Raw genomic sequence first — 23,638 nt, forward strand, 5'->3', positions numbered from 1 at the left:
TTTTCTGATCTGCATTGCCTGCCGGCCTTCCTTTCCAGGGATTGGACGCCGGAGAATTCAAGGAGGCGGACGCCTCCGCTCAAGCAGCAAGACATGAACGACATCACTTCATCTTAGGTTTGGCGGCAGCAAAAAGCGGGCGCCGAGATTGGAGGACCGGTATGACTTACGCGCTTCGACAGATCGCGGTGTTTGGCTGCATGGCGGCGTTGATGCCTCTGGCCGCGCTGGCCCAGAACGCCCCGCCGCCCCCGCCCGTCACCGTCGCCAAGCCGGTCGTTCGCGACGTCGTCGACAGCGACGAGTTCATCGGTCGCTTCGAACCGGTCGACGAAGTCTCCGTTCGCTCGCGCGTTGGCGGTTACCTGCAGGAAATCCATTTCCAGGACGGCGCCCTGGTCAAGCAGGGCGATCTGCTCTTCGTCATCGACCAAAGACCCTTCATAACGGCCCTCAACCAGGCAAAGGCGACCCTTGAGGCCTCACAATCCACCCTGGTCTTTGCCGACGCGCAGTACAAGCGCGCCCAGTCGCTTGCTTCCAGCGGCAGTCAGTCGGCGCAGACGCTGGATGATCGCCGCCGCGAATTCGATTCAGCCGAGGCCAATGTCCGCGGCGCGCAGGCCGCAGCCGACCGTGCGTCGCTCGACATGGAATATACGGAAATCAAGGCGCCGCTCAGCGGCCGTATCGACCGCCGGCTGATTTCGGCCGGCAATCTCGTGCAGACCGACCAGACCGTGCTCACGACGATCGTTTCTCTCGACCCGATCGATTTCTATTTCGACGTCGACGAACGCCGCCTGCTGAATTTTGCCGACACCGCCCGCAAATTGGGCAAAGACCTCCAGCAGGGCGGCGGCGGACTGGATGTGTCCGTCACGATCTCGGATCCCAATGCCAAACCTTTCAAGGGAAAGCTCGATTTCGCCGAGAACCGGGTCGACAACCAGAGTGGCACCATTCGTCTGCGAGCCCGTTTCCCCAACCCTGGCCTTGTCCTGCAACCCGGCCTCTTCGGCCGCATACAGGTCGAAGCCTCCAACACCTACCAGGCCATTCTTGTCCCCGACGAGGCAATCGGCTCGGATCAGAACGAGCGCGTCGTCTATGTCGTCGCCGACGACGGCACGGTTTCGAGCAAGCCCGTCAGGCCTGGACCGCGGCTCTACGGCTACCGCGTGATACGCGAGGGTCTCGACGGCACCGAGACGATCATCGTCAACGGCGTGATCCGCGCCCGTCCCGGCTCGAAGATCACGCCTCAGATGACCGAGCTGCCGAAGGAGCGGCAGGACACGGCGCCGGAAACCGCCGGCGCGGAGAGCGGACAATGAGATTCGCTCATTTTTTCGTGGACCGGCCGATCTTTGCGGCCGTGATTTCGATCGTTCTTCTCGTCGTCGGCGGCATCGCCTATACGCAGCTGCCGGTCTCGCAATATCCGGAGATCGCGCCGCCGACGATCGTCGTGCGCACCTCCTATCCGGGCGCTGATCCGCAGACCATCGCCGATACGGTTTCGACGCCGCTCGAGCAGCAGATCAACGGCGTCGAAGACATGCTCTACATGTCTTCCTACTCGAGCGCCGACGGCGCCATGTCGCTGACGATCACCTTCAAGCTCGGCACCGACCTCGACAAGGTCCAGGTGCTTGTCCAGAACCGCGTCTCCATCGCGCTGCCCCGCCTTCCCGAGGAAGTCCAGCGGCTCGGCGTGACAACCGACAAAAGTTCGCCGGATCTGATGATGGTCGTGCACCTGTTGTCGCCGACGCATCGTTATGACCAGCTTTACGTCTCGAACTACGCCCGCAACCGCATCCGCGACGTTCTCGTTCGCCTCGATGGCGTCGGCGACGTGCAGCTGTTCGGCGAGCGCCAGTATTCGATGCGAGTCTGGCTGGACCCGGAAAAGCTCTCTGCCTACGGCATGACATCCGATGACGTCGTCGCCGCCCTCAGAGACCAGAACGTCCAGGTGTCGGGCGGCAAGATCGGCGCGCCGCCGGTCACCGGCAAGAACGCGTTCGAATATACGGTGCGGACGGACGGCCGCTTCTCCGACGTGCGCGAGTTTCGCTATGTCATCGTCAAATCGACGGATAGCGGCCGGCTTGTGCAGTTGCAGGACGTCGCCCGCATCGAGCTCGGCGCGCAGGACTACGTCACCAACAGCTATCTCAACAACGATCCCGCGGTCGCACTCGGCATCTTCGCCCGGCCGGGGACCAATGCCCTCGACACCGCCCATCAGGTCCAGACGATCATGAAGGACCTGTCGCAGAATTTCCCGCAGGGGCTAGAATATCGCATCGTCTACGACACCACCGAATTCATCTCGGATTCGATCTCCGAAGTGTATCGAACCATCGTCGAGGCGGCGATCCTGGTGGCGATCGTCGTCCTCGTCTTCCTGCAATCCTGGCGCACCGCGATCATTCCGATCATTGCCATCCCGGTCTCGCTGATCGGCACCTTCGCCGTCCTCTTGGCCTTCGGCTTCTCGCTCAACATGCTCACCCTGTTCGGCCTGGTGCTGGCGATCGGTATCGTCGTCGACGACGCGATCGTGGTGGTGGAAAATGTCGAGCGCAATCTCGCCCGCGGCATGACGCCGAAACAGGCCTCCCACGTCACGATGGACGAAGTCGGAACCGCCGTCATCGCCATCTCGCTGGTGTTGATCGCCGTCTTCGTGCCGACAGCCTTCATTCCGGGCATTTCGGGACAGTTCTACCGGCAGTTCGCCGTCACCATCGCTGTGACCACCGCGATATCAGCGTTGAACTCGCTGACGCTTTCGCCTGCCCTGGCAGGCATATTGCTCAAGCCTCATGACCATGAAACCAGGCGCACCAATGTGGCCACACGCCTGGGACGCGGCCTTGCCGATGGCTTCAACCGTGGATTCGACCGGATGAGTTCCGGCTATTCATGGACCGTTCGGCACCTGGTCAGCAGCTGGGTCGGCTTGAGCGCTGCCATGCTCGCCTTCGTCTGCCTGCTGGGGGCAACCTGGTACATGGGCACGCGGGTTCCCTCGGGTTTCATCCCGACCATGGACCAGGGTTACGCGATCATCGTCATACAGCTTCCTGACGGCGCCTCGCTTGCGCGTACCGACGCCGTCGTCAAACAGGTGGGCGACATTGCCCGCACCGTGCCGGGTGTCGGCAATGCCGTGCAGTTTGCCGGCTTCAGCGGGGCGACATTCACCAATGCCTCAAATGCCGGCGTCGTCTTCGTGCCGTTCAAATCCTTCGCCGAACGCGAAGAAGGCGGAGACAACGCCAACAAGATCATCGGCGAGCTTTTCGGCAAGCTGCAAAGCATCCAGGAAGCCTTCATCATCGCCATACCGCCGCCATCCGTGCGGGGTGTCGGCAATTCCGGTGGCTTCAAGATGCAGATTTCCGATCTTGAAAACGCGGATATGACGCGGGTGCTCGCCCTCGCCCGCCAAATGATGGGTGCGGCAGCGACGACCGAGGGGCTGACCGGCGTCTTTACGACATTCTCCGACGCAAGCCCGCAATATTTCCTGGCGATCGACCGCGACAAGGCACGCTTCCTGAATGTGCCGATCCCCAATATCTTCAACGCGCTTTCCATCAATCTCGGCGTCGCCTATGTCAACGATTTCAACGCGTTCGGCCGCGTCTATCAGGTTCGCGCCCAGGCCGACCGGCAGTATCGCATGGATAGGGAAGATATCCTCGCCCTGAAGGTTCGATCGGCGACCGGCGCGCTGGTTCCGCTTGGAACCTTGATGGATATCCAGGATGCCAGCGGCCCGGCGCTCGTCCAACGCTACAACATGTATGTCTCGGTGCCGCTTCAGGGCAATCCGACGCCAGGCACGTCAACGGGCGACGCCATCGCGAAGATGGAAGCGCTGGCGGCAAAGATCCTGCCGCAGGGAACGACCTTCGAATGGACGGAACTCGCCTATCAGGAGACCCATACCGGCAACACCGCCGTCTACATCTTCGCCCTCTCGGTGATCTTCGTCTTCCTGGCGCTGGCGGCGCAATATGAAAGCTGGGTTCTGCCGCTGGCGATCATCCTCATCGTGCCGCTCGCGGTGCTGGCGGCGCTGATCGGGGTTTCGCTCCGCGGCATGGACAACAATGTCCTGACGCAGATCGGCCTGATCGTGCTGATCGGCCTTGCGGCCAAGAACGCCATTCTGATCGTCGAGTTCGCGAGACAGGCGGAAGAAGAAGGCAAATCGCCGGTCGACGCGGCCATCGAGGCCAGCCATCTTCGCCTGCGACCGATCCTAATGACGGCTTTCGCCTTCATCTTCGGCGTGCTGCCGCTTGCCATCGCCACCGGCCCCGGCGCCGAAATGCGCCAGTCGCTCGGCACTGCCGTCTTCTCAGGCATGCTCGGCGTGACGTTCTTCGGCCTGTTCCTGACGCCGGTTTTCTACGTCGTGCTGCGCGGCCGGCGTCGCAACCGCTCAGCTGAAAGGCCGGTCGAAGCGGTCCCGACCGAAAGGGAGACGGTTTGATCACTCCAGTGACAATGCCTGTCAGGTGGAAAACAGATGCACCTGGCCCTGCCACAGACGGGCGACGGTCAGCCTGCCGCTGCGATAGGCGCGCGTATCGAGATTGAGCCGCCTCGCGCGAACCTCTGGCTCGTCGTTCGGCGTATGACCATGGACGACGAGTTTCGGCAAAGGGATCCTGCTTTCGAGAAATCGGTGGCGGATGAGCACCAGATCCTCGTCGGTCTGCGCCGCGATTGGCCGCGCCGGATCGATGCCGGCATGGACGAACAATACGCTTGGCGTGTCCAGCATGATCGGCATCGCCCGCATGAAATCGATATGCGTGTGCGGCAGCGAATGACGGAGGAAGGCGTCGAGCTGTGCGCCGGAGGGGAAGACCAGCGGCAGATGCTCCGGATCGAGCCCATAGGATTTCAGCGAGTGCGCCGATCCCATCCGCATCCAGTCGTCATAGGAAAGCCAGCCGTCGATATAATCGAGCATGGCGATCTCGTGGTTGCCGGCAAGGCAGATCCGATCGAAACCTTGCGGCGGCGGATCCATGAGGTGAGCGATGACCTGCGCCGATTCCGGGCCGCGGTCGATATAATCGCCGAGCGTCACGATCAGCTTGCGCCCGGGCAGCCGTGCCGCATCGCGCAGGATAGCCTGTTCGGCCTTCACGAGCAGATCGCACCGGCCGTGAATGTCGCCGATGGCATAGGTTGGAATATCGGCGATATCCAGCGTCGGACGCGGTCTCGGCTCGCGTGCCATTTTCGAAACCTCGCTGCGGCGAGCAAGAGAGTCGCTCATCATGTTTCTCAATCAAGGAAGCCCCGGTTAACCATAAGTAGCGCCGAGGGCAAGGCGATCAAGTTGGTGAGAAAATTCGAAGCATCGGTTTTTTCTAGAAAAACCGTTCTTATCATCCGCAGCGAAATCCCTCACTCCTGTTGTCCGTCGAGGAAAGAGTGACCGATGGGAACCATATCGCAGTTTCGTGACCGCCTGAGACCGCCAGCGCAGCGCATCGAGAGCGAAGAGGCGGCAATATCCACGGCCCGTGACCTCGCCACCGCCTTCCGGCGCGAGGCGAGCGAACGCGATATCAACCGCATTCTGCCGTTTGCCGAACTCGACGCGCTGTCGATATCGGGACTGACCGCAATCACTGTTCCACCCGACCATGAAGGGCTCGACGTGCCGAATGCCCTGCTTGCCGAAATCGTTGCGATCATTGCCGAGGCCGATGCTTCGATCGGCGAGACCCTGGAAAATCATTTTTCCGCGCTGGAAACACTCCGCATTCAGGCCGGAGAGGATCTGAAGGCCTCGCTGTTTGCCCGTGCGCTGCTCGGCGACCGCTTCGCCTCCGCCACTTTCGCCGAGGGGTGCGAGGTAACCGACGAAGGCCCGGGCTATCGCCTCAGCGGCCGCACTCGGCAGGCCGCCGGTATCCTCTATGCCGACTGGATCGCCGCCGCCCTCACACTTCCGCCCGGCCGCCCGGTGACGCTCTACCTCACCGGCAGCGATGAAGACCTGCAGGTGGTCGATGATTGGGACGGCTTCGGCCAGCGCACCAATGGATCGGCAACGACGATCGCCGGCGCACTCCATGTCAATACCGCTGCCATCGCGCCGGCGTCTTCATTTGGATATTCGACAGGCATGTCGCTCCGCCTGCTGCTCAAGGCCGGGGTAAGCCTCGGCATCGCGCGAGCCGCGTGGGCCGACCTGATGACAGCGATCGGCGATCGCGCCGCCGTCCTCTCTCACCTCGGCAAACACGCCGTCGGCATCGAAGCGACGGCGGCGGCCTTGGAACGGGCTGGCCGAAAACTCGACTTTGCCCAGGTCAATCCCGTGGAGGCGGCGATGGCAGACGCGCATTTTTCCGCTTCGGCGGCCGCGATCATAGCCGGCGATACGGCGCTCGCCGCCGCCAATGCGCTGTTCGAACTCGCAGGGCAGGCATCGGCCGGCATCGGCCTCAATCTCGACCGCCATTGGCGCAATGCCCGCATTCACGCGCTTTCGCTGCCACGGGATAGGATGCTGCGCAGCGCAGGCGAGTATATGTCGAAGCAAGCCTGAACGACTGCCACAAGGCACCGTCGTTGTGCGGGACGATGTGGAAACGAAGAGATCTCAGCTGGCGGCAGAGATCGGAAATTCTTCCGTGGCGCCCTCGACATGGCCGCCGGCCGCTACGAATTGTTCGAGGGTCATATTGTCGAGGATGGCGGCGATCGCGTCCCGAACATCGGTCATCGAACGCCGCACCTGACAGGTTTCCGGATCGGCGCAATCGTCGCAGGCCTCATAGGCCGTACGGCTGGCGCAGCGGATCGGCGCCAGGGGCCCGTCGAGCGTGCGGATGACATGACCGATGCGGATTTCGGAAGCCGGACGCGACAGGGAATAACCGCCGCCAGGCCCCTTCTTCGACCGCAGGATGCCGACATTGCGCAGCTCCAGCAGGATCGTATCGAGAAACTTCTTCGGGATATTGTTGCGGGCGGCGACGTCGTTGATGAAGGCGGTCTCGCCAGGCGGCAACCGCGCCAGGTCGACCAATGCCTTCAGGCCGTATTTTCCCTTTTTCGTCAGCATTGTCTTTGTCCTGTCGAAAACGCAATATCATCCCGCCAATAGCAGGCAAATAGCGTCGAAAGCGTGAAGATACAACAAAATAGCTATTATTTATAGCTTATCTCGGCAACACTGGCGGGCTTGCAGGCAGCAAAGCGGCATCCGACGTACCAATGCATGTCACCCGGAAGTGTGCAGCGGTTCCGGGACAACCACATGCATTAAAACAAAGAGCTAAAGCGCGTTGCGTGAATTTGATTCGACGCGCTTTATGGCTGGCCACGCGCTGCCTGCCGGCCGCGCTTTGCCGTCAGATCGTCTTCAGCATGCCGCCATCGACAAAATAGGTCGATCCGATGCAGTAGCTTGCCCGCTCCGAACTCAGAAAGACGAAGACGTTCGCCAGTTCCTCCGGCGTGCCGAAGCGTTTGGAGGCAGCGTGCTCATTGGCGACGCTCTGCAGATAGCCTTCCCAGTTGCCGCCGGTTTCGGCCGTCAGCTGCTTGGCGGTCTTGATCCAGTCAGGCGTCAGGATCAGGCCGGCATTGATGCAGTTGACGCGGATATTGTCCTGGATCAGCTCGGTCGAGAGCGTCTTCGAAAACATCATCAGCGCCGATTTGCTGACATTGTAGATCGGCTCGTACCAGAGCGGCTGGACGGCGCAGATCGAGGCATTGTGCAGGATGACCCCGCCGCCGCGCTTCTTCATCTGCGGCGCGATACCGCGGGCAAGCCGCACGGCGGCCATCACGTGCAGGTCCCAATAGGCCTGCCACTTCTCGTCCGGGGCCTCCATCACCGTCTCGTTCGATCCGGTGCCGGCATTGTTGATGAGGATGTCGGCGCCGCCCATTTTGGCCGCCGCCGCAATGATCGCCTCCGTTCCCGCTGCCGTCGCGACGTCGGCGACAACGGCGATAGCACTGACGCCATGCTTCTCAGCAATACGGGTGGCCTCCGCCTCCAGCCGCTCGCCGCCGCGCGCCGCCAGCACGAGATCCGTGCCCTCGGCCGCCAGCCCTTCGGCGATCGCCAGTCCGATGCCGACCGACGCGCCCGTTATAACCGCAGTCTTTCCCTTCAATCCCAGATCCATATCTTCCTCCAGCAGCGCCGGCGACCCCGGCCCGATGGGACGAGTGTTCCGCCAGTGAATCCGGGCGTCAAGCCTTGCGGCAGGTTCCGATCTGGCGCATGTCTGCATCGGTTGTTGGGAGGTGTTTCATGCGACGTTATTCGGCCTGCATAGAGTGGCTGTTTGCCGAAGAGGCCGACCGTTTTCCCGATCGCATCCGCCGCGCCCATGCCGTCGGCCTGACGGCTGTCGAATTTTGGCGATGGAGCAACAAGGACCTGGATGCGATCGAGGCGGCGCTTGACGAAACCGGCCTTGCGGTGACCAGCCTCGTTACCGAACCGATGATCGCGCTGACCGACGCCGCCAACAGACACGCCTGGCTGAAGGGGCTTGCGGACTCCGTTGTCGTCGCCAGACGTCTCGGCGCACCGGTGCTGATCGCCCAGGCCGGCGACGATCTCCCGGGTTTCAGCCGCGAAGAACAGCGCTTGGCGCTGACCGAGACGCTCAGAGCCGGCGCCGACGTCCTCGCTGGCAGCGGCGTGCGCCTCGGCGTCGAGCCGCTCAACACCCGCATCGACCATATCGGCTATTTCCTCGATTCCACTCGCGAAGGCCTCGACATCATCGATGACGTCGCCCGCCCCGAAATCGGCATCGTCTACGACATCTACCATTCCGCCGTCATGGACGAACGCACCGAAGAGGTGCTGGAGGGCCGTCTCGACCGCGTCTTCCACGTCCACGTCGCCGATCATCCCGGCCGCAACGAGCCGGGCTCCGGCGGCATCGACCTCCCCCGCCGCCTCAATTGGATCTTCGCCAATGGCTATGACGGCGCCGTCGGCCTTGAATACCGGCCGACCAGATCCCGCGCGGACGCAGTCAAAGCCGCGATCGCCTCGCTCGGCGGGTAAAGCATGTCGCGCAGAAGTGTGCAGCGGTTTTGCGGCAACAACATGCGTAAGACAAAGACCTAAAGCGAGAGGAACGATCCGAAAGATTGCAACTCGCTTCAGGCCGGGCCGGCGCCCTCCGCGAAGGCTTCAAGTTCGGGATCGAACTCGACCTCGACGACATTGTTGAACACGGCGGTCGCCAGCATGATGCCGGCAAAGGCGACGAGATCGACCAGCGCCTTGGTCTCGTAACGCTCTTTCAACCTGGCCCAGAGCTCGGCCGGAACGGCGCTGGAATCGGCGACGATCGCCCTGCCGAATGCGTCGAGCAGGGCCTCCGCTTCGGAAAGCTCCAGTGCATCGGGGTCGAAACCCTTATTGATCAGCGCCCGGCGAAAGAAGGTGATGGCGATCTTCGATTTCGCCGCTTTCGATATCGCATGCGAGAAAATCCAGATCTCCCGGTCGCTGATCACAGGATCGAGCTCGGCCCGCAGCGCAAACCACTCGGCATAGATGCGATGGGCGACCGGCGAATGGAGGAGCGTCCGCTTCATGTTGGTCATGCGCCCGCGCAGCCTGATTTCCTCGTCATGCGCCGCGCGAACCTCGTGCGAAGCGTTGTCGTAATCGATCTGCGGGAGGTGGCTCATCGGGTGAACTCTTTCCTGATGCATGAAGATAATCCGCTTGGCCGTCGCGCCGCGCCCACCTAGATTGTTTACATCGAAGGTGGAGGCAAGGCATGAGCGGCGACCATGAACATTCTCACATCGACTGGCGGGAACATGGCGTCAAGGTCATTCCCGGCAATTCGCTCGATCCCAACACCGCGCAGACGCCGGGCATGAACCGCGCAACTGCGATCAACAATGCGCGTGCCGGCGCCGAGAAAATCTGGGCCGGCACGGTGACGATCCACGCCAATGCCAAGACCGGTGCCCATCATCACGGCGATCTCGAAAGCATTATCTATGTCGTCAAGGGCAAGGCCCGCATGCGCTGGGGCGAGCATCTGGAATTTACCGCGGACGCCGGCCCCGGCGATTTCATCTATGTCCCGCCCTACGTGCCGCATCAGGAGATCAACGCCAGCCGCGACGAGACGCTGGAATGCGTGCTCGTCCGCTCGGGCCAAGAGCCCGTCGTCGTCAATCTCGATATCGAGCCGGTCGAAAAACCGGAAGACGTCCCCTGGATCGATCCGATCCATCGCTGACGCCGACCGGCGATGAATTCGTCAGGCGTGGACGGCGCCGGCGCTGCTCATGGCAGGGTTCTCGATGATCCGGCCGGTATCGGCGGCATAGAGGTGGATCGCGTTATGGTCGATCGCGATGCCGATCGGATCGCCCGATTTCACGCTCACGGCATCCGTCAGCGCCACGGCAAAAGGCAGCCCGTCGAAATCGGCATGAACGACGCGGCTCGCGCCGAGCTCTTCGATGAAATCGGCCGTCGCGATCAAGGCGCCGGGTGCATCCGGCGCCACCAGCCGGGCGGCCTCGGCGCGCATGCCGAGCACGACGCGCTTGCCCTTCAGGCTCGCGGCGCGTTCGCGCGGCAGCGCGATCTTGCGGCTCTGATCGTAGATGAATATCCCCTCGTCGTTGATCGTGCCTTCGAGCAGGTTCATCGCCGGCGTGCCGACGAAACCGGCGACGAAGCGTGAGACCGGATGATGATAGACCTCTTCCGGCGTGCCGACCTGCTCAACCCTGCCGCCATTCATCACCACCAGCCGGTCGGCCAGCGTCATCGCCTCCGTCTGGTCATGCGTGACGAAGATCGAGGTGGCGCCGAGGCGGCGGTGCAGGCGGCGGATTTCGGCGCGCATGGCGATGCGCAGCTTGGCGTCGAGGTTCGACAGCGGCTCGTCGAAGAGGAACACTTTCGGCTCGCGGATCATCGCGCGGCCCATGGCGACGCGCTGGCGCTGGCCGCCGGAAAGAGCGGCCGGGCGGCGATCGAGGAAGGGTTCGAGGCTGAGCGCCTTGGCGACTTCGGTAATGCGTCGCTGACGCTCCGCCTTCGCCACGCCAGCCACCTTCAAGGCATAACCGATATTCTCGGCAACGGTCATATGCGGATAGAGCGCATAGTTCTGGAACACCATCGCGCAGCCGCGCTCGCGCGGCTCCAGCTGGTTGACGACGCGGCCGTCAATGGCGATTTCGCCACCGCTGATTTCCTCGAGGCCGGCGATCATGCGTAAGAGCGTGGACTTGCCGCAGCCCGACGGGCCGAGGATGACGACGAATTCACCGGATTTAATCTCCAGATCGACGCCGTGAACCACGGGATGTTTGCCGTAGCTCTTCTTCACATCACGGATTGAGATCGGTGCCACAGGACTGTTCCTTCACTTCTCGGTGGAGATAAGGCCGCGCACGAACCAGCGCTGCATCAGGATGACGAGCACCAGCGGTGGCGACATGATGATCAGAGTACCCGCCATGGCGACGTTCCAGTCAGGCAGGCCGAATTCGGACGGGATCAGTGTTTTGAGCTGCGTCACTGCAATGCCGAAATTCGGATCGGTGGTGATCAGCAGCGGCCAGAGATATTGGTTCCAGGCCCAGACGAACATGATCGTGAACAGTGCGATCATGTTTGGCCGCGACAGCGGAACCAGAATGTCCCAGAAGAACCGGACCGGGCCCGATCCGTCCATCTTCGAGGCCTCGGCTAGTTCGTCCGGAACCGTCAGGTAGAACTGCCGGTAAAGGAAGGTGCCGGTCGCGGTTGCAACCAGCGGCAGAACCAGGCCGGGATAGGAATTCAGCAGACCCCATTCGAGCTTGATCTGGATGCCGGTGATCTGGGCCACGAGCCAGCTGATGCCGGTGACATCGAGGATCGTCTGGAAAGGCTGCAGTGCGTTGGCCGCAATCGAATAGGTCGGAACGATGCGGACTTCGAGCGGCAGCATCAGCGTGATGAAGATGATCCAGAAAATCACATAGCGGCCGCGGAAGCGGAAATAGACGATCGAGAAGCCTGCCATGGCGGACAGGATGACCTTGCCGGCAGCGACCGACGTCGCGAAGATGATGCTGTGCAGCAGCTTGTTGCCGAGATCGGCGCGCACCCAGGCCTCCCGGGCATTTTCCCAGAAATGCGAACCCGGCGTCAGCGGCAGCGGCACACGATTGACCGTCTCCAGATCGAGCGTCGATGCGATGATGACGATGGCGAAAGGCAGGAGCGCGATGACCATGCCGAGCGCCAGAAGCGTATAGCAGATGAAGTTGAATATCGGCGTGCGTTCGATCATGTCCGCGACCTCACTTGTAGTGCACGCGCCGCTCGATGAAGCGGAACTGGAAGATGGTGAGCATGACGACGAGCAGCATCAGGATGATCGATTGCGCCGCAGCGCCCGAATAATCGAGGCCCCGGAAGCCGTCGAAATAGATCTTGTAGACCATGAGCTCCGTCGCCCGGGCCGGGCCGCCCTGCGTCATGACGTCGACGATGCCGAAGGAATCCTGGAAGCTTTCGGTGATGTTGATGACAAGCAGGAAGAACAATGTCGGCGTCAGCAGCGGCAGCTGGAGGTCCCACATGCGGCGCAGCGGTCCTGAGCCATCCATGGCCGCGGCCTCGATCAGCGAGCGGGGAATGCCCTGCAGAGCCGAGAGGAAGAAGATGAAGTTATAGCCGATATATTTCCAGGAGAAGGCGACGATGACGGCGATCATCGCGTCCTTGCCGTCGAGCGCGGGATTCCAGAGGCCGGGCCAGACATGGTTGATGACCGAGAGAAGGCCGGCCTCCGGCGCCAGGATGAAGCGGAAGGCCAGCCCGAGAGCGGGCGCGGCGATCGCGTAGGGCCAGATGAAAACCGACCGGTAGATTTTGTGGCCGCGCAGTTCACGGTCCGTCAAAAGCGCCAGGATGAGCGCCAGCCCCATGGCGATGATCGTCGAGCTGAAGCCGAAAACCATGCTGCGGGTGATCGATTCCCAATAGATCGGATCGCTGAGCAGCAGTTTGAAATTGTCGAAGCCGACCCAGGCATTGCCGCCGCCCCATGGCTGCTCGAGCGTGAAAGCCCAATAAAGCGCCTGCGCGCTTGGCCAATAGAAGAAGACGAAGATCAGCAACAGCATCGGGAATGCGAAGAGGAGGCCGATCGTCGTCGAGGAGAAGGTGACGCGCTTTTCCATGGGTGGTCGTTTTCGCCCTGGTTTGACTTCAGGCGCGGGCGGCAGCGCGCATCCGCGACTGGTTGGGAGAACTTACAAAGACGCACCCGGCACGCGCAAGGCGGGCCGGGTGCGGCTCAATCAGGCGATCAGGGGAGCTGAACGTTCTTGTAGGTCTGCTGGAAGCGGCGCAGGAGCTGGTTGCCGCGATCGGCAGCAGAGTCGAGCGAGGCCTGGACGTCGGCATTGTTGACGAAGATCGCCTGCAGGCCGTTGGCGATCTCGGTGCGGACCTGCAGCAGGCCGCCGAGACGGATGCCCTTCGCGGCTGCGTCGCCAGCCGGGGAAGCGGTCAGGCTCTGAATGGCGAGTTCACGGCCGGCGTAAGGCGCCTTGTCGTAGAAGCCCTGCTTCTTCAGATACTCGAAGCCGGAGTTGCGAACCGGGATGTAGCCGGTAACGGTCGACCAGGTCAGAGCTTCTTCCGGCTTGGCGATGAAGTTGAAGAAGGCAGCGGCAGCCTTGTACTCGGCGTCCGAATGGCCCTTCAGAACCCAGAGCGAAGCGCCGCCGACATAGGAGCTGTGACGGGTTGCATCACCGTAGGTCGGAAGCATGGCAACGCCCCAGTTCATGCCCTGCTTGGCGGTGCGGCCGATATTGCCGTGGTCGCCGACCGAAGTCAGGATGACCTGGCAATCGCCGGCAGCGAAGGCTTCGACGAAGGTCTGGCCGACGGCCTTGTTCTTGATGACGGCGAGCTTGTTGTCGTACCAGGACTTGAGGTCCTTGATGTAGCTGACGAGAAGCGGGTTCTTGTTGAAGACCAGCTCGGCGTCGAGGCCTTCGAAGCCGTTCTTCTTTGTGGCGATCGGCTCACCGTTGACGGCTTCGAACTGTTCGACGTACTGCCAGACTTCGTTGCTGGAGATGTCGAAGGCGAGCGGGCAGGCATAGCCGGCGTCCTTCAGAGCCTTGAAGTCCTCACCGGCTTCCTTCCAGGTCGCCGGAGCGTGATCCTTGCCGATCTTGGCGAAGGCGTCCTTGTTCCAGTAGAGCAGAGCGGTCGAGGAGTTGAAGGGGAAGGAATACATCTCGCCCTTCGACGTGGCGTAGTAGCCGGATATACCCGAGAAGTAATCGTTCCAGTCGACGGTGTAGCCCATGTCGGCCATCAGCTTGTTTGCCGGGTAGTAGGCGCCGGAGAGCATGATGTCGAGCGTGCCGGCGTCGGAAACCTGGGCGATGGTCGGCTGCTTGCCGGCGCGGAAGGCGGCAATAGTGTTCTGCAGGGAAGCGTCGTAGCTGCCCTGGCTGGTGCAGACGACTTCGTAGTCGGCCTGCGACTGGTTGAAGCGATCGCACTGTTCCTGGACACGCTTTGCGATGTCACCGGAATTGCCGAACCAGAAGTCAATCTTGGTCTTTTCGGCGGCGGCTGCGGGGCCAGCAAGAAACGCTGTAGCGAGAAGGGCGCCAACGGCGCCGAGAAGCTTGGCTTGCATGAGAACCTCGAACGTAAAAGGGACGCGCACTTTCAGCGCACGCCCTATTAGCTGGTTCAATTTGCCGCGGCCAATGAATATTACATGACATGAAATAAAGCGAAATCCAGTCGTCACAAAATCGTCACACGGTTGTTGTTCGCCGATGCCGGATAAATATTTAGAGACTATTTAGCGGTATGCTAAATATATTGAGAGTGGTACGCATCTATATTCGAACAAACACAATTCCGCTGGAGACGTAATATTTATCTATACTGTAGTCAGGAGCCCGTAATTCAGCTGCCGCGGCGCGAGGAAACTTATAAAAATGTCCCGCTTTTCCCCATTGCACTGCTGTGCAACGCCCGGTTTCAGCCTCGAAATTAGCGGGAATCCTTCAAAATTGCAGCAAAATGCGGATCGAACGCCCGGCTGATCGGTCCAGCGGCAGCCCCGAGCGCCACAGACCAGGGATCTGCCATGCCGGGCTGCAGGCGCGGCAGGGTGCGGCCGCGTCGTTCGGCGATCGATGGGAGCAACGGGCCGATCGCCACAATCAGCCTGTTCACCAGCCCTTCCGGCGCGCTGCCGCAGAGGATTACCGTCTGCGGATCGAAGATCGTTTCGATCAGATGGATGCTCCAACGCAGATCCGCTGCCGCCGCCTCGATCCAGGCTTCCATGCTCGGGTCGCCCCTCAAGGCGAGGCCGTCGATGCGCGCGTGGAGATCGGGATCGGCGGGGTCGGCCGACAGATGCTGATAGAGCGAGGCGAGAGAGGCGCGGTGTTCGAGCGGCGTCGATTTGCCGTCGGCAAAGAGCAGCGCCATGCCGATCTCGCCGGCATTGCCGTTGCTGCCGCGGTAGAGCTCGCCGTTTAAAATGAGGCCGGCGCCGATGCCGTAACCGACAAAGAGGCAAACGGCATGGTCGAGGCCGTGGGCGGCTCCCACCATGCGCTCGGCAGTCGCAGCCGCGGCCGCATCGTTCTGCAGGCCGACATCGAGCCCGGTGCCTGCGGTCAGAGTTTCCAGCAGCGGAAACTTCTGCCAGGCCCCCATCATCCACGGATCGTCGCCGCTGCCGGCGACACCGAAGGGTCCGGGCATGGCGGCGCCGAGGCCGACCAGCCGCTTTTCCGATTGCTGGACGATCCCGGCAAGTTCTGCACGCACGCCGGCAACGAGATCGAGGATGACCTTCGTCCCTTCCGAAGGGCCTCCGGCCGGGAGGCCGGCTTCATCGCGCACGAGAACGTTGCCGACGAGATCGACGGCAACCGCCCGCGTCACATGCCGGTCGATCTGCAGGCCGATCGCGAAGGCGCCCTCGGGAACAAGCCGATAAGGCGTCGAGGGCTGGCCCCTGCCCTTCCGCACCGCCTCCTGCGAACTGACGAGACCGTCGCGCTCGAGCTCCTCGATGATATTGGACACTGTCTGCTTGGTCAGCCGCGTCGCTCGCGCCAGATCGGCGCGCGAGAGCGCACCGTTGATCCTCAAGGCATCGATCATCACACGCCTGTTATGCGCGCTGGTGCCTTCGTGATTGGTGCCGCTCTTGGCCCGGATCGGCCTGACGTCATTCATGTGCAATTGCCTCTTGACTCCAATAGAATGTTGGCGAAGTAATAAGTCAAGACATTTGACTTAATAAGGGGCCGTAGAGTTCCAGGGAACGCAGGAGCCCGCACAGGGCATCCGACGATGCTCCGAGATAACGGACCGGCACGGTTTTATGTCACGCGTGCCTTCTCGAAACCGATGGCGGAAAAACCGCCCTCGGCCATGCGTAAATGTCAAAAACTGGAGGCTGCAATGCTGAAATCCTTGAACAAGACGCTTTTGGGTGCGGCCTTGATCGGCGCATCCCTTGCCCCGCAGGCTTTCGCCGAAACGACGCTGAACGCGCTATTCATGGCGCAGGCCGCTTACAGCGAGGCCGATGTGCGCGCCATGACCGACGCCTTCGCCAAGGCGAACCCCGACATCAAGGTCAATCTCGAATTCGTTCCCTATGAGGGACTGCACGACAAGACGGTGTTGGCACAGGGTTCCGGTGGCGGTTACGACGTCGTCCTCTTCGACGTCATCTGGCCGGCTGAATACGCCAGCAACAAGGTGCTGGTCGACGTCTCCTCCCGCATCACCGACGAAATGAAGAAGGGCGTGCTGCCAGGCGCCTGGACCACCGTGCAGTATGACGGCAAATATTACGGCATGCCATGGATCCTCGACACCAAATACCTGTTCTACAACAAGGAGATCCTGGAAAAGGCCGGCATCAAGGCGCCGCCGAAGACCTGGGACGAACTGGCCGAGCAGGCAAAGGCGATCAAGGATAAGGGCCTGCTTGCCACCCCAATCGCCTGGAGCTGGTCGCAGGCCGAAGCCGCAATCTGCGATTATACCACGCTGGTCAGCGCCTATGGCGGCGATTTCCTGAAGGACGGCAAACCTGCCTTCCAGAGCGGCGGCGGCCTTGACGCCCTGAAATATATGGTGGCCAGCTATACGTCAGGCCTGACCAATCCGAACTCCAAGGAGTTCCTGGAAGAGGACGTCCGCAAGGTCTTCCAAAACGGCGATGCGGCCTTCGCGCTCAACTGGACTTATATGTACAACATGGCCAACGACCCGAAGGACAGCAAGGTCGCGGGCAAGGTCGGCGTCGTGCCGGCGCCGGGCGTCGCCGGCAAGAGCGAGGCTTCGGCCGTCAACGGCTCGATGGGCCTCGGCATCACCTCCGCCAGCAAACATCCCGACGAAGCCTGGAAATACATCACCTTCATGACCTCGCAGGCGACACAAAACGCCTACGCCAAGCTCAGCCTGCCGATCTGGGCCTCGTCCTATGAGGATGCGGCCGTCACCAAAGGCCAGGAAGAGCTGATTTCCGCTGCAAAAATCGGCCTCGCCGCCATGTATCCGCGCCCGACGACGCCGAAATATCAGGAGCTGTCGACCGCGCTGCAGCAGGCGATCCAGGAGTCGCTGCTCGGCCAAGCCACGCCTGAGGACGCGCTGAAGTCGGCCGCCGAAAACAGCGGCCTTTGAGCCCGGCATAAACCCCCGGGCGGCGCCTGCCGTCGCCCGGCCTCTAAAGCTTAAGAATGAAGAAGGGTCGCCTTGATGTCGGGCACATGGCTGACAACCCGCGCGTGGCTTTTGATGCTGCCGCTTCTCGTGGTCATGATCTCAGTCATCGGCTGGCCGCTGGTCGATACCGTCGGCCTCTCCTTCACCGATGCCAAGCTCGTCGGCACCGGAGGCAATTTCGTCGGCATCGACAATTATGTGAAGATGCTCTCCGGCTCGAATTTCCAGCGCACGCTCGTCACCACAGCCTGGTTCGCGATCGTCTCGGTCTCCGCCGAAATGGTGATCGGCGTGCTTGCAGCACTCCTGCTGAACCAGCAGTTCCGCGGCCGCACCGCGCTGCGCGCCCTGATGATCCTGCCCTGGGCGCTGCCGACCGTGGTCAACGCCACGCTCTGGCGGCTGATCTACAATCCGGAATACGGTGCGCTCAACGCTGCGCTGACGCAGCTCGGCGTGCTCGATGCCTATCGCTCCTGGCTTGGCGAGCCCGGCACGGCGCTCGCCTCCCTCATCGTCGCCGACTGCTGGAAGAATTTTCCGCTGGTGGCGCTGATCGCGCTTGCCGCACTCCAGGCCGTGCCGCGCGATATCACAGCCGCCTCCCTCGTTGACGGCGCCGGCCCCTTCGCCCGCTTCCGCTTCGTCATCCTGCCCTATCTCGCCGGCCCGCTGATGGTGGCGCTCGTGCTGCGCACAATTGAAGCCTTCAAGGTATTCGACATCATCTGGGTCATGACCCGCGGCGGCCCGGCCAACAGCACCCGCACGCTGTCGATCCTCGTCTACCAGGAAGCCTTCTCCTTCCAGCGGGCGGGCTCAGGCGCGTCGCTGGCCTTGATCGTCACACTGCTGGTGACCCTGCTCGCCGTCGGCTACGCCGCCCTGGTGCGCAAGACCGCGGGGAGTGCCGCCTGATGGAACGTCAAAGCCCGCTCTTTTCCGCTTTCATTCATCTTTGCGCGCTGCTGCTTGCCGCCGTCATCCTGGCGCCGATCCTCTGGCTCTTCATCATGAGCATCTCGCCGGCCGCCGACCTCGCGGCAAAGCCGCTGCGCTGGTGGCCGCAGGCGGCGGATTTCTCGCGATACCAGCTCTTGCTGTCGACGCTGGAAAACAGCGCCGGCGCCGCCTTCACCTCTTCGCTGCGCAACAGCATCGAGGTGGCCGGCATGGCGACCATCGCCGCCATCGCGCTTGCCATACCGGCCGGCTGGGCGGTGTCGCGCACGCCTTCGGTCGGCTGGTCGCTGTCGATGGTAATCGCCACCTACATGCTGCCGCCGGTGGCGCTCGCCGTGCCGCTCTATATGGGTCTCTCCCATCTCGGCATGCTGAACAACGTCTTCGGCCTCGCCTTGGTCTATCTGACGATCCTTGCGCCCTTCACCACCTGGCTGATGAAATCGGGCTTCGATTCCATCCCGCGCGAGATCGAATCCGCCGCGATGATCGACGGTGCCGGCCTGTTCCAGACGCTGAGGATCATCACGCTGCCGCTCGCCGCCCCCGTGGTCGCGACATCGAGCCTCTTCGCATTCCTGCTGGCCTGGGATGAATTCTTCTATGCGCTGCTCTTCACCTCGGACCAGCGCGCCAAGACGCTGACCGTCGCGATTGCTGATCTCGCCGGCGGGCGCGTTTCCGATTACGGACTGATCGCCACGGCAGGCGTGCTCGCCGCCCTGCCCCCGGTGCTGATCGGCCTCGTCATGCAACGCGCCCTGATTTCAGGGCTCACCAGCGGCGGCGTCAAGGGATGAACATGACAACAGAAAGAAACCGGCCCGCCGGACTTGCGGCGATCGACCGCGAAATGGCGCGCCAGCACGCCGATGCAATTGCCTCTTATGAAGCCGCCGCACCGATGGCGGCAAGAGCGGCCGCCTCGCTGAAGAAGACCGGCCGGCTGCTTTTGATCGGCATGGGCGGCTCGCATGCGGTCAACCGCGCTGTCGAGCCGCTCTACCGTGCGCTTGGCATCGATGCCGTCGCTTTGCCGCTCTCCGAACAGCTCGGCCAGCCGCTGCCGATCGCCGGCAGGACAATCGTCGTCACCTCGCAATCCGGCGAAAGCGCCGAAGTCTTGCGCTGGTTCGACGAGACCGGCGGCACGGAGGAAACTTTCGGCCTGACGCTCGAAGCCAGCTCCTTCCTTGCCAGAACCGCCCCGTCGCTGGTCGGCAGCGGCGGCACAGAGCTTGCCTTTGCCGCCACCCGCAGTCTGACAGTGACCTTCGCCCTGCATCTCGCGATCTTGGCCGCCCTCGGCGAAGATCCCGCGGCAGCACTTGCCGTCCTTAAAGCGCCCGAAGATCACGACATCTCAGCGGCCCTTTCCGCCCTCCAAAACGTCGTGACCGTCGTTACCTCAGGCCGCCGCCTGCAAGGTGTCGCCGAGGCTTTGGCCCTTGGGCTAACGGAGCTTTCGCGCCGCCCCTGCTTCTCGCTCGAAGGCGGCCAGCTGCGCCATGGCCCAATGGAAATGCTGGGGCCAGAAATCGGCGTCGTGCTGTTCCGCGGCCTCGACGAGACGGCCGGCCTCGTCACCGCCATGGCGGTGTCCGCCGTCGAGACCGGCGCGCCTGTCATCCTGTTCGACGCCTCGAGCGAAGCCCCCGTCAAAGGGGCGGTGACGATCGGTTTTGCGCCGGCGACGGGCCTTGCCGCGATCTTCGCGATGCTGCCGGTCGCCCAGCGGCTGATGATCGCTTTTGCAGAAACCCGCGTGGAGAATGCCGGAACGCCGGTCCGTTCCACCAAGATTACCCGGAGTGAATGAATGCGGCCGCTTGCAGTCATCGGCAACGTCAATGTCGATCTCATCCTCGGACCAGCCGCCCCCTGGCCGAAGGCCGGCACGGAAATCATCGTCGATCACGACGAGCTCCGCGTCGGCGGCTCCGCTGGCAACACCGCACTCGCCTGGCAGGCGCTCGGCATCGAATTCGAGATCGCCGCCAATATCGGCAGCGACCAGTTCGGCCGCTGGCTTGCCGAGGCCTTCGGCCGGCGTTCCGAGAAGTGGCCCGTGCGCCCTGAGAAGACCACGCTCTCCGTCGGCATCACCCATCCGGACGGCGAGCGCACTTTCTTCACGACGACCGGCCACCTGCCGCGCTTCAGCCTCGCCGACGTCTTCGCCGTCATCGACGGCGAAAGGCTGCGCGGCGGTTACGCGCTTCTCTGCGGCGGCTTTCTGACCGACGACCTGGCGAGCGAATATGACGCTTTCTTCGACTGGGCCGACAGCCACGATATCACTGTCGCACTCGATACCGGCTGGCCGCTCGACAGCTGGACCGAAGAAAACTGCGCGGCCGCCCGCGCCTGGCTTTCGCGCAGCGGCATTGCACTGCTGAACGAGGTCGAGACGACGACCCTTGCCGGCATCGCCGATCCGATCGAAGCCGCCCGTGAGATCAGGTCGCATATGCCGGAGGGCGCGATCGTCGTCGTCAAGCGCGGCCCGGACGGCGCCATCGCCATCGGGCCGGACGGCTTGCCGGCGTCGGCGCCTGCACCCGTCGTCAAGGTCATCGATACGATCGGCGCCGGCGATGTCTTCAACGCCGGCTTCCTGGCAGCATTGGCAGATGGCAAGCCGCTGGCTTCCTGCCTGGCGGCGGGGACGCAGATTGCTTCGCGCGCCATTTCCACCCTTCCCCGCAGCTATGGCGAGCCATCGTCTCCTGAGGAGCCCGTGTCATGAGCGCGCTCGACATTGAAAACATCCGCAAGACCTATGGCGAGGTCGAGACGCTGAAAGGCATCGACATCTCGCTGGAAAGCGGCGAGTTCCTCGTGCTCCTCGGCTCCTCTGGCTGCGGCAAGTCCACGCTGCTCAACATCATTGCCGGCCTTGCCGAGGCAACGAGCGGCGACGTCAGGATCGGCGGGCGTTCGGTGCTTGGCGTGCACCCGAAGGACCGCGACATCGCCATGGTCTTTCAATCCTATGCGCTCTATCCCAATCTGACGGTGCACCGGAACATCGGCTTCGGCTTGGAAATGCGCAAGGTCCCGGCCGGCGAGCGCGACAAGGCCGTGCGCGATGCCGCCAAACTCCTGCAGATCGAAAACCTCCTCGACCGCAAGCCGAGCCAGCTCTCCGGCGGCCAGCGTCAGCGTGTGGCGATCGGCCGGGCGCTGGTGCGCAAGCCCGAGGTCTTCCTGTTCGACGAACCGCTCTCCAATCTCGACGCCAAGCTGCGCATGGAGATGCGCACCGAGATCAAGCGGCTGCATCAGATGCTGAAGACCACGGTCGTCTATGTCACCCATGACCAGATCGAGGCGATGACGCTGGCAAGCCGCATTGCCGTCATGCGCGACGGCCGCATCGAACAGCTGGGCACGCCTGAGGAAATCTACAATCATCCGGCAACGCTCTATGTCGCCACCTTCGTCGGCGCGCCGCCGATGAATCTGTTGAAAGCGACGATACGTGATGGCCGCCTGGCGCTTTCAGGTTCCGACATGAGCTTGCCCCTGCCCAGCCGTTTTCGCGATGCGACCGGCGATGGCCGCGACGTCATCCTCGGCATCCGTCCCGAAGCGCTTCGCACGGCCGGCGACGGCCCGTCGATCGAGGCAACCCTGGAGATCGCGGAGCTGACCGGCCCGGAACTCGTTGTCACCGCCCTTGCCGGAAATCAGCGACTGATGGCCTGCCTGCCGCCGCGCACGCCGATCCGTAACAGCGAAACGCTCACCCTTTCCTTAGACGAGGAGGCGATGCATCTCTTCGATCCGCAAACCGGTCTCAGCTGTCTTCGCGGATAAAGGACGACGCGTCCTTCCTCGAGAAGATGAGGTCTGCCAGCGATTTGCTTTGATGTGTTTTGGAATCAAGATGCCCGCACATTGGGCTGGCCTGTTTCGCTCCGCCGATGACAATAAACTTGTGAAAAATCCGATACTAGGGCACAATTTGCGAACGCATCTGAAGTTGCGGCGTAATCTCAAAACCGGCCGTCTCGCGCCGAGTGACAGTTCGCGCCGGAGGGTCGGCGTCGATGGATCAGGGGTTCTTTCTTCTGTTCGCTGCGGTGTCCGTGATCACCGCCCTGACGGTGGTCCTGGCGCGGAATCCGGTTCACAGCGCATTGGCGTTGATGGCGTGTTTCCTCAATATCTCGGCCATCTTCGTCTTGCTCGAGGCGCCGTTCCTCGCGGTCATCCAGATCTTTGTCTATGTCGGCGCGATCATGGTCCTGTTCCTGTTCGTGATCATGATGATCGATGTGCGCGAAGCGGTGTTGCAGCGGTTCTTGCCGGGCGGCAACCTGTCGGCTCTGGTGCTGGTCGTCCTGCTTGGGGTCGAGATGCTCGTGCTGGTGCTCTGGAGTGACCGCTTTTCGGTCATCGAACCTGTCGCCATGCGCGGCGGCGATCAGATCAGGCAGCTCAGCACGACACTTTTCGCCGACTATCTCCTGCCGTTTGAAATCGCCTCAGTGATCCTTTTGGCGGCCCTGGTCGGCGCCATCGTGCTGGCGCGGAAGGAGCAGGAGTGATGGTTCCGCTCTGGTGGTATATTGTGCTTGGAGTGGTCCTGTTCGTGATCGGAGCAGCGGGCGTACTGATCAGGCGCAATATTCTGGTGGTGCTCATGTCGCTGGAGCTTTTGCTCAACTCGGTCAACATCAACTTCATCGCTTTCGGGCATTACTACGACGATTTCCGCGGGCAGATCTTCGCGATCTTCGTCATCGCAATCACTGCGGCGGAGGTTGCCGTCGCCCTCGGTATCCTGGTCGCCCTCGTGAGGAACAAGTCCACCCTCAAGGTCGACGACGTGACCATAATGAAAGGATAGCG

22 protein-coding genes are annotated in these 23,638 nt (G+C 62.3%); 13 read left to right on the forward strand and 9 right to left on the reverse strand.

Going from position 1 to position 23,638, the window contains the following annotated elements; genetic code table 11:
- The first annotated feature begins 161 nt into the window (after positions 1-161).
- Both K6M89_RS12530 and K6M89_RS12535 read left to right on the forward strand, forming a co-directional pair.
- Positions 162-1,337, forward strand: a complete 1,176-nt coding sequence (locus K6M89_RS12530; RefSeq protein WP_222139648.1) for an efflux RND transporter periplasmic adaptor subunit — start codon at positions 162-164, stop codon at positions 1,335-1,337.
- Positions 1,334-4,519, forward strand: coding sequence for an efflux RND transporter permease subunit (locus tag K6M89_RS12535; RefSeq protein ID WP_222139649.1), 3,186 nt, complete (start codon positions 1,334-1,336; stop codon positions 4,517-4,519). Before K6M89_RS12530 ends, K6M89_RS12535 begins: the two co-directional genes overlap by 4 nt.
- Before the next feature lie 21 nt (positions 4,520-4,540).
- On the opposite strand, the gene K6M89_RS12540 is transcribed toward K6M89_RS12535, so the two are convergent.
- Positions 4,541-5,317 (reverse strand): metallophosphoesterase, encoded by a 777-nt coding sequence (locus K6M89_RS12540; RefSeq protein WP_222139650.1) that lies wholly within the window; start codon positions 5,315-5,317, stop codon positions 4,541-4,543.
- Positions 5,318-5,482: 165 nt separating this feature from the next.
- Between K6M89_RS12540 and K6M89_RS12545 the strand changes: the two genes are divergently transcribed.
- The gene (locus K6M89_RS12545; protein WP_222139651.1) at positions 5,483-6,601 is read left to right on the forward strand and encodes an acyl-CoA dehydrogenase; all 1,119 of its coding nucleotides are present in this window, start codon (positions 5,483-5,485) and stop codon (positions 6,599-6,601) included.
- Between the two features lie 54 nt (positions 6,602-6,655).
- Here the strand turns inward: K6M89_RS12545 and K6M89_RS12550 are convergent, their stop codons facing one another.
- Complete coding sequence (locus tag K6M89_RS12550; RefSeq protein ID WP_097582028.1) at positions 6,656-7,120, reverse strand: RrF2 family transcriptional regulator; 465 nt, start codon at positions 7,118-7,120, stop codon at positions 6,656-6,658.
- Positions 7,121-7,409: 289 nt separating this feature from the next.
- The gene (locus K6M89_RS12555) at positions 7,410-8,198 is read right to left on the reverse strand and encodes an SDR family NAD(P)-dependent oxidoreductase (protein ID WP_222139652.1); all 789 of its coding nucleotides are present in this window, start codon (positions 8,196-8,198) and stop codon (positions 7,410-7,412) included.
- A 128-nt stretch (positions 8,199-8,326) separates the two neighbouring features.
- Between K6M89_RS12555 and K6M89_RS12560 the strand changes: the two genes are divergently transcribed.
- Positions 8,327-9,097: a TIM barrel protein gene (locus tag K6M89_RS12560; RefSeq protein ID WP_222139653.1), complete on the forward strand. Its 771-nt coding sequence runs from the start codon at positions 8,327-8,329 to the stop codon at positions 9,095-9,097.
- Positions 9,098-9,195: 98 nt separating this feature from the next.
- Here the strand turns inward: K6M89_RS12560 and K6M89_RS12565 are convergent, their stop codons facing one another.
- The gene (locus K6M89_RS12565; protein WP_222139697.1) at positions 9,196-9,732 is read right to left on the reverse strand and encodes a carboxymuconolactone decarboxylase family protein; all 537 of its coding nucleotides are present in this window, start codon (positions 9,730-9,732) and stop codon (positions 9,196-9,198) included.
- Between the two features lie 92 nt (positions 9,733-9,824).
- On the opposite strand from K6M89_RS12565, the gene K6M89_RS12570 reads away from it, so the two are divergent.
- Positions 9,825-10,298 carry a cupin domain-containing protein gene (locus K6M89_RS12570; RefSeq protein WP_222139654.1) on the forward strand — a complete coding sequence of 158 codons (474 nt, stop codon included), beginning with the start codon at positions 9,825-9,827 and terminating at the stop codon, positions 10,296-10,298.
- A gap of 21 nt (positions 10,299-10,319) precedes the next feature.
- Here the strand turns inward: K6M89_RS12570 and K6M89_RS12575 are convergent, their stop codons facing one another.
- From K6M89_RS12575 to K6M89_RS12595, 5 genes are all read right to left on the reverse strand, one after another.
- A complete protein-coding gene (locus tag K6M89_RS12575; RefSeq protein WP_222139655.1) occupies positions 10,320-11,429 on the reverse strand; it encodes a sn-glycerol-3-phosphate import ATP-binding protein UgpC in 1,110 nt (369 codons plus the stop codon).
- 12 nt (positions 11,430-11,441) lie between these two features.
- A complete protein-coding gene (locus K6M89_RS12580; protein WP_222139656.1) occupies positions 11,442-12,356 on the reverse strand; it encodes an ABC transporter permease subunit in 915 nt (304 codons plus the stop codon).
- 10 nt (positions 12,357-12,366) lie between these two features.
- On the reverse strand, positions 12,367-13,251 hold the full coding sequence (locus tag K6M89_RS12585; RefSeq protein ID WP_077994876.1) for a carbohydrate ABC transporter permease: 885 nt from the start codon (positions 13,249-13,251) through the stop codon (positions 12,367-12,369).
- Between the two features lie 128 nt (positions 13,252-13,379).
- Positions 13,380-14,735: an extracellular solute-binding protein gene (locus tag K6M89_RS12590; protein WP_222139657.1), complete on the reverse strand. Its 1,356-nt coding sequence runs from the start codon at positions 14,733-14,735 to the stop codon at positions 13,380-13,382.
- Between the two features lie 365 nt (positions 14,736-15,100).
- On the reverse strand, positions 15,101-16,306 hold the full coding sequence (locus K6M89_RS12595) for an ROK family transcriptional regulator (RefSeq protein ID WP_222139658.1): 1,206 nt from the start codon (positions 16,304-16,306) through the stop codon (positions 15,101-15,103).
- A gap of 228 nt (positions 16,307-16,534) precedes the next feature.
- Between K6M89_RS12595 and K6M89_RS12600 the strand changes: the two genes are divergently transcribed.
- The 8 genes from K6M89_RS12600 to nuoK all read left to right on the forward strand — a co-directional run bounded on the left by K6M89_RS12600 (position 16,535) and on the right by nuoK (position 23,636).
- Positions 16,535-17,773 carry an extracellular solute-binding protein gene (locus tag K6M89_RS12600; protein ID WP_222139659.1) on the forward strand — a complete coding sequence of 413 codons (1,239 nt, stop codon included), beginning with the start codon at positions 16,535-16,537 and terminating at the stop codon, positions 17,771-17,773.
- Between the two features lie 75 nt (positions 17,774-17,848).
- Positions 17,849-18,733, forward strand: coding sequence for a carbohydrate ABC transporter permease (locus K6M89_RS12605; protein WP_222139660.1), 885 nt, complete (start codon positions 17,849-17,851; stop codon positions 18,731-18,733).
- On the forward strand, positions 18,733-19,578 hold the full coding sequence (locus tag K6M89_RS12610; protein ID WP_097582049.1) for a carbohydrate ABC transporter permease: 846 nt from the start codon (positions 18,733-18,735) through the stop codon (positions 19,576-19,578). The genes K6M89_RS12605 and K6M89_RS12610 overlap by 1 nt, the downstream gene beginning before the upstream one ends.
- Complete coding sequence (locus K6M89_RS12615; RefSeq protein ID WP_222139661.1) at positions 19,575-20,597, forward strand: SIS domain-containing protein; 1,023 nt, start codon at positions 19,575-19,577, stop codon at positions 20,595-20,597. Before K6M89_RS12610 ends, K6M89_RS12615 begins: the two co-directional genes overlap by 4 nt.
- Positions 20,598-21,527, forward strand: coding sequence for a PfkB family carbohydrate kinase (locus K6M89_RS12620; RefSeq protein ID WP_222139662.1), 930 nt, complete (start codon positions 20,598-20,600; stop codon positions 21,525-21,527). It begins immediately after the preceding gene.
- A complete protein-coding gene (locus tag K6M89_RS12625) occupies positions 21,524-22,600 on the forward strand; it encodes an ABC transporter ATP-binding protein (protein ID WP_222139663.1) in 1,077 nt (358 codons plus the stop codon). The genes K6M89_RS12620 and K6M89_RS12625 overlap by 4 nt, the downstream gene beginning before the upstream one ends.
- 233 nt (positions 22,601-22,833) lie before the next feature.
- Positions 22,834-23,334, forward strand: coding sequence for an NADH-quinone oxidoreductase subunit J (locus K6M89_RS12630; protein ID WP_097582057.1), 501 nt, complete (start codon positions 22,834-22,836; stop codon positions 23,332-23,334).
- Positions 23,334-23,636: an NADH-quinone oxidoreductase subunit NuoK gene (gene nuoK, locus K6M89_RS12635; RefSeq protein ID WP_222139664.1), complete on the forward strand. Its 303-nt coding sequence runs from the start codon at positions 23,334-23,336 to the stop codon at positions 23,634-23,636. The genes K6M89_RS12630 and nuoK overlap by 1 nt, the downstream gene beginning before the upstream one ends.
- Positions 23,637-23,638: the final 2 nt, after the last annotated feature.

Origin of the sequence: Rhizobium croatiense, from assembly GCF_019793465.1 — a bacterium.
In the GTDB taxonomy this organism is placed as follows: domain Bacteria; phylum Pseudomonadota; class Alphaproteobacteria; order Rhizobiales; family Rhizobiaceae; genus Rhizobium; species Rhizobium croatiense.

Bases quoted from the DNA above. Each gene is read 5' to 3' on its own strand.
- K6M89_RS12530 (WP_222139648.1), top strand. From the start codon at position 162: ATGACTTACGCGCTTCGACAGATCGCGGTGTTTGGCTGCATGGCGGCG.
- K6M89_RS12535 (WP_222139649.1), top strand. From the start codon at position 1,334: ATGAGATTCGCTCATTTTTTCGTGGACCGGCCGATCTTTGCGGCCGTG.
- K6M89_RS12540 (WP_222139650.1), bottom strand. From the start codon at position 5,317: ATGAGCGACTCTCTTGCTCGCCGCAGCGAGGTTTCGAAAATGGCACGC.
- K6M89_RS12545 (WP_222139651.1), top strand. From the start codon at position 5,483: ATGGGAACCATATCGCAGTTTCGTGACCGCCTGAGACCGCCAGCGCAG.
- K6M89_RS12550 (WP_097582028.1), bottom strand. From the start codon at position 7,120: ATGCTGACGAAAAAGGGAAAATACGGCCTGAAGGCATTGGTCGACCTG.
- K6M89_RS12555 (WP_222139652.1), bottom strand. From the start codon at position 8,198: ATGGATCTGGGATTGAAGGGAAAGACTGCGGTTATAACGGGCGCGTCG.
- K6M89_RS12560 (WP_222139653.1), top strand. From the start codon at position 8,327: ATGCGACGTTATTCGGCCTGCATAGAGTGGCTGTTTGCCGAAGAGGCC.
- K6M89_RS12565 (WP_222139697.1), bottom strand. From the start codon at position 9,732: ATGAGCCACCTCCCGCAGATCGATTACGACAACGCTTCGCACGAGGTT.
- K6M89_RS12570 (WP_222139654.1), top strand. From the start codon at position 9,825: ATGAGCGGCGACCATGAACATTCTCACATCGACTGGCGGGAACATGGC.
- K6M89_RS12580 (WP_222139656.1), bottom strand. From the start codon at position 12,356: ATGATCGAACGCACGCCGATATTCAACTTCATCTGCTATACGCTTCTG.
- K6M89_RS12585 (WP_077994876.1), bottom strand. From the start codon at position 13,251: ATGGAAAAGCGCGTCACCTTCTCCTCGACGACGATCGGCCTCCTCTTC.
- K6M89_RS12590 (WP_222139657.1), bottom strand. From the start codon at position 14,735: ATGCAAGCCAAGCTTCTCGGCGCCGTTGGCGCCCTTCTCGCTACAGCG.
- K6M89_RS12595 (WP_222139658.1), bottom strand. From the start codon at position 16,306: ATGAATGACGTCAGGCCGATCCGGGCCAAGAGCGGCACCAATCACGAA.
- K6M89_RS12600 (WP_222139659.1), top strand. From the start codon at position 16,535: ATGCTGAAATCCTTGAACAAGACGCTTTTGGGTGCGGCCTTGATCGGC.
- K6M89_RS12605 (WP_222139660.1), top strand. From the start codon at position 17,849: ATGTCGGGCACATGGCTGACAACCCGCGCGTGGCTTTTGATGCTGCCG.
- K6M89_RS12610 (WP_097582049.1), top strand. From the start codon at position 18,733: ATGGAACGTCAAAGCCCGCTCTTTTCCGCTTTCATTCATCTTTGCGCG.
- K6M89_RS12615 (WP_222139661.1), top strand. From the start codon at position 19,575: ATGAACATGACAACAGAAAGAAACCGGCCCGCCGGACTTGCGGCGATC.
- K6M89_RS12620 (WP_222139662.1), top strand. From the start codon at position 20,598: ATGCGGCCGCTTGCAGTCATCGGCAACGTCAATGTCGATCTCATCCTC.
- K6M89_RS12625 (WP_222139663.1), top strand. From the start codon at position 21,524: ATGAGCGCGCTCGACATTGAAAACATCCGCAAGACCTATGGCGAGGTC.
- K6M89_RS12630 (WP_097582057.1), top strand. From the start codon at position 22,834: ATGGATCAGGGGTTCTTTCTTCTGTTCGCTGCGGTGTCCGTGATCACC.
- nuoK (WP_222139664.1), top strand. From the start codon at position 23,334: ATGGTTCCGCTCTGGTGGTATATTGTGCTTGGAGTGGTCCTGTTCGTG.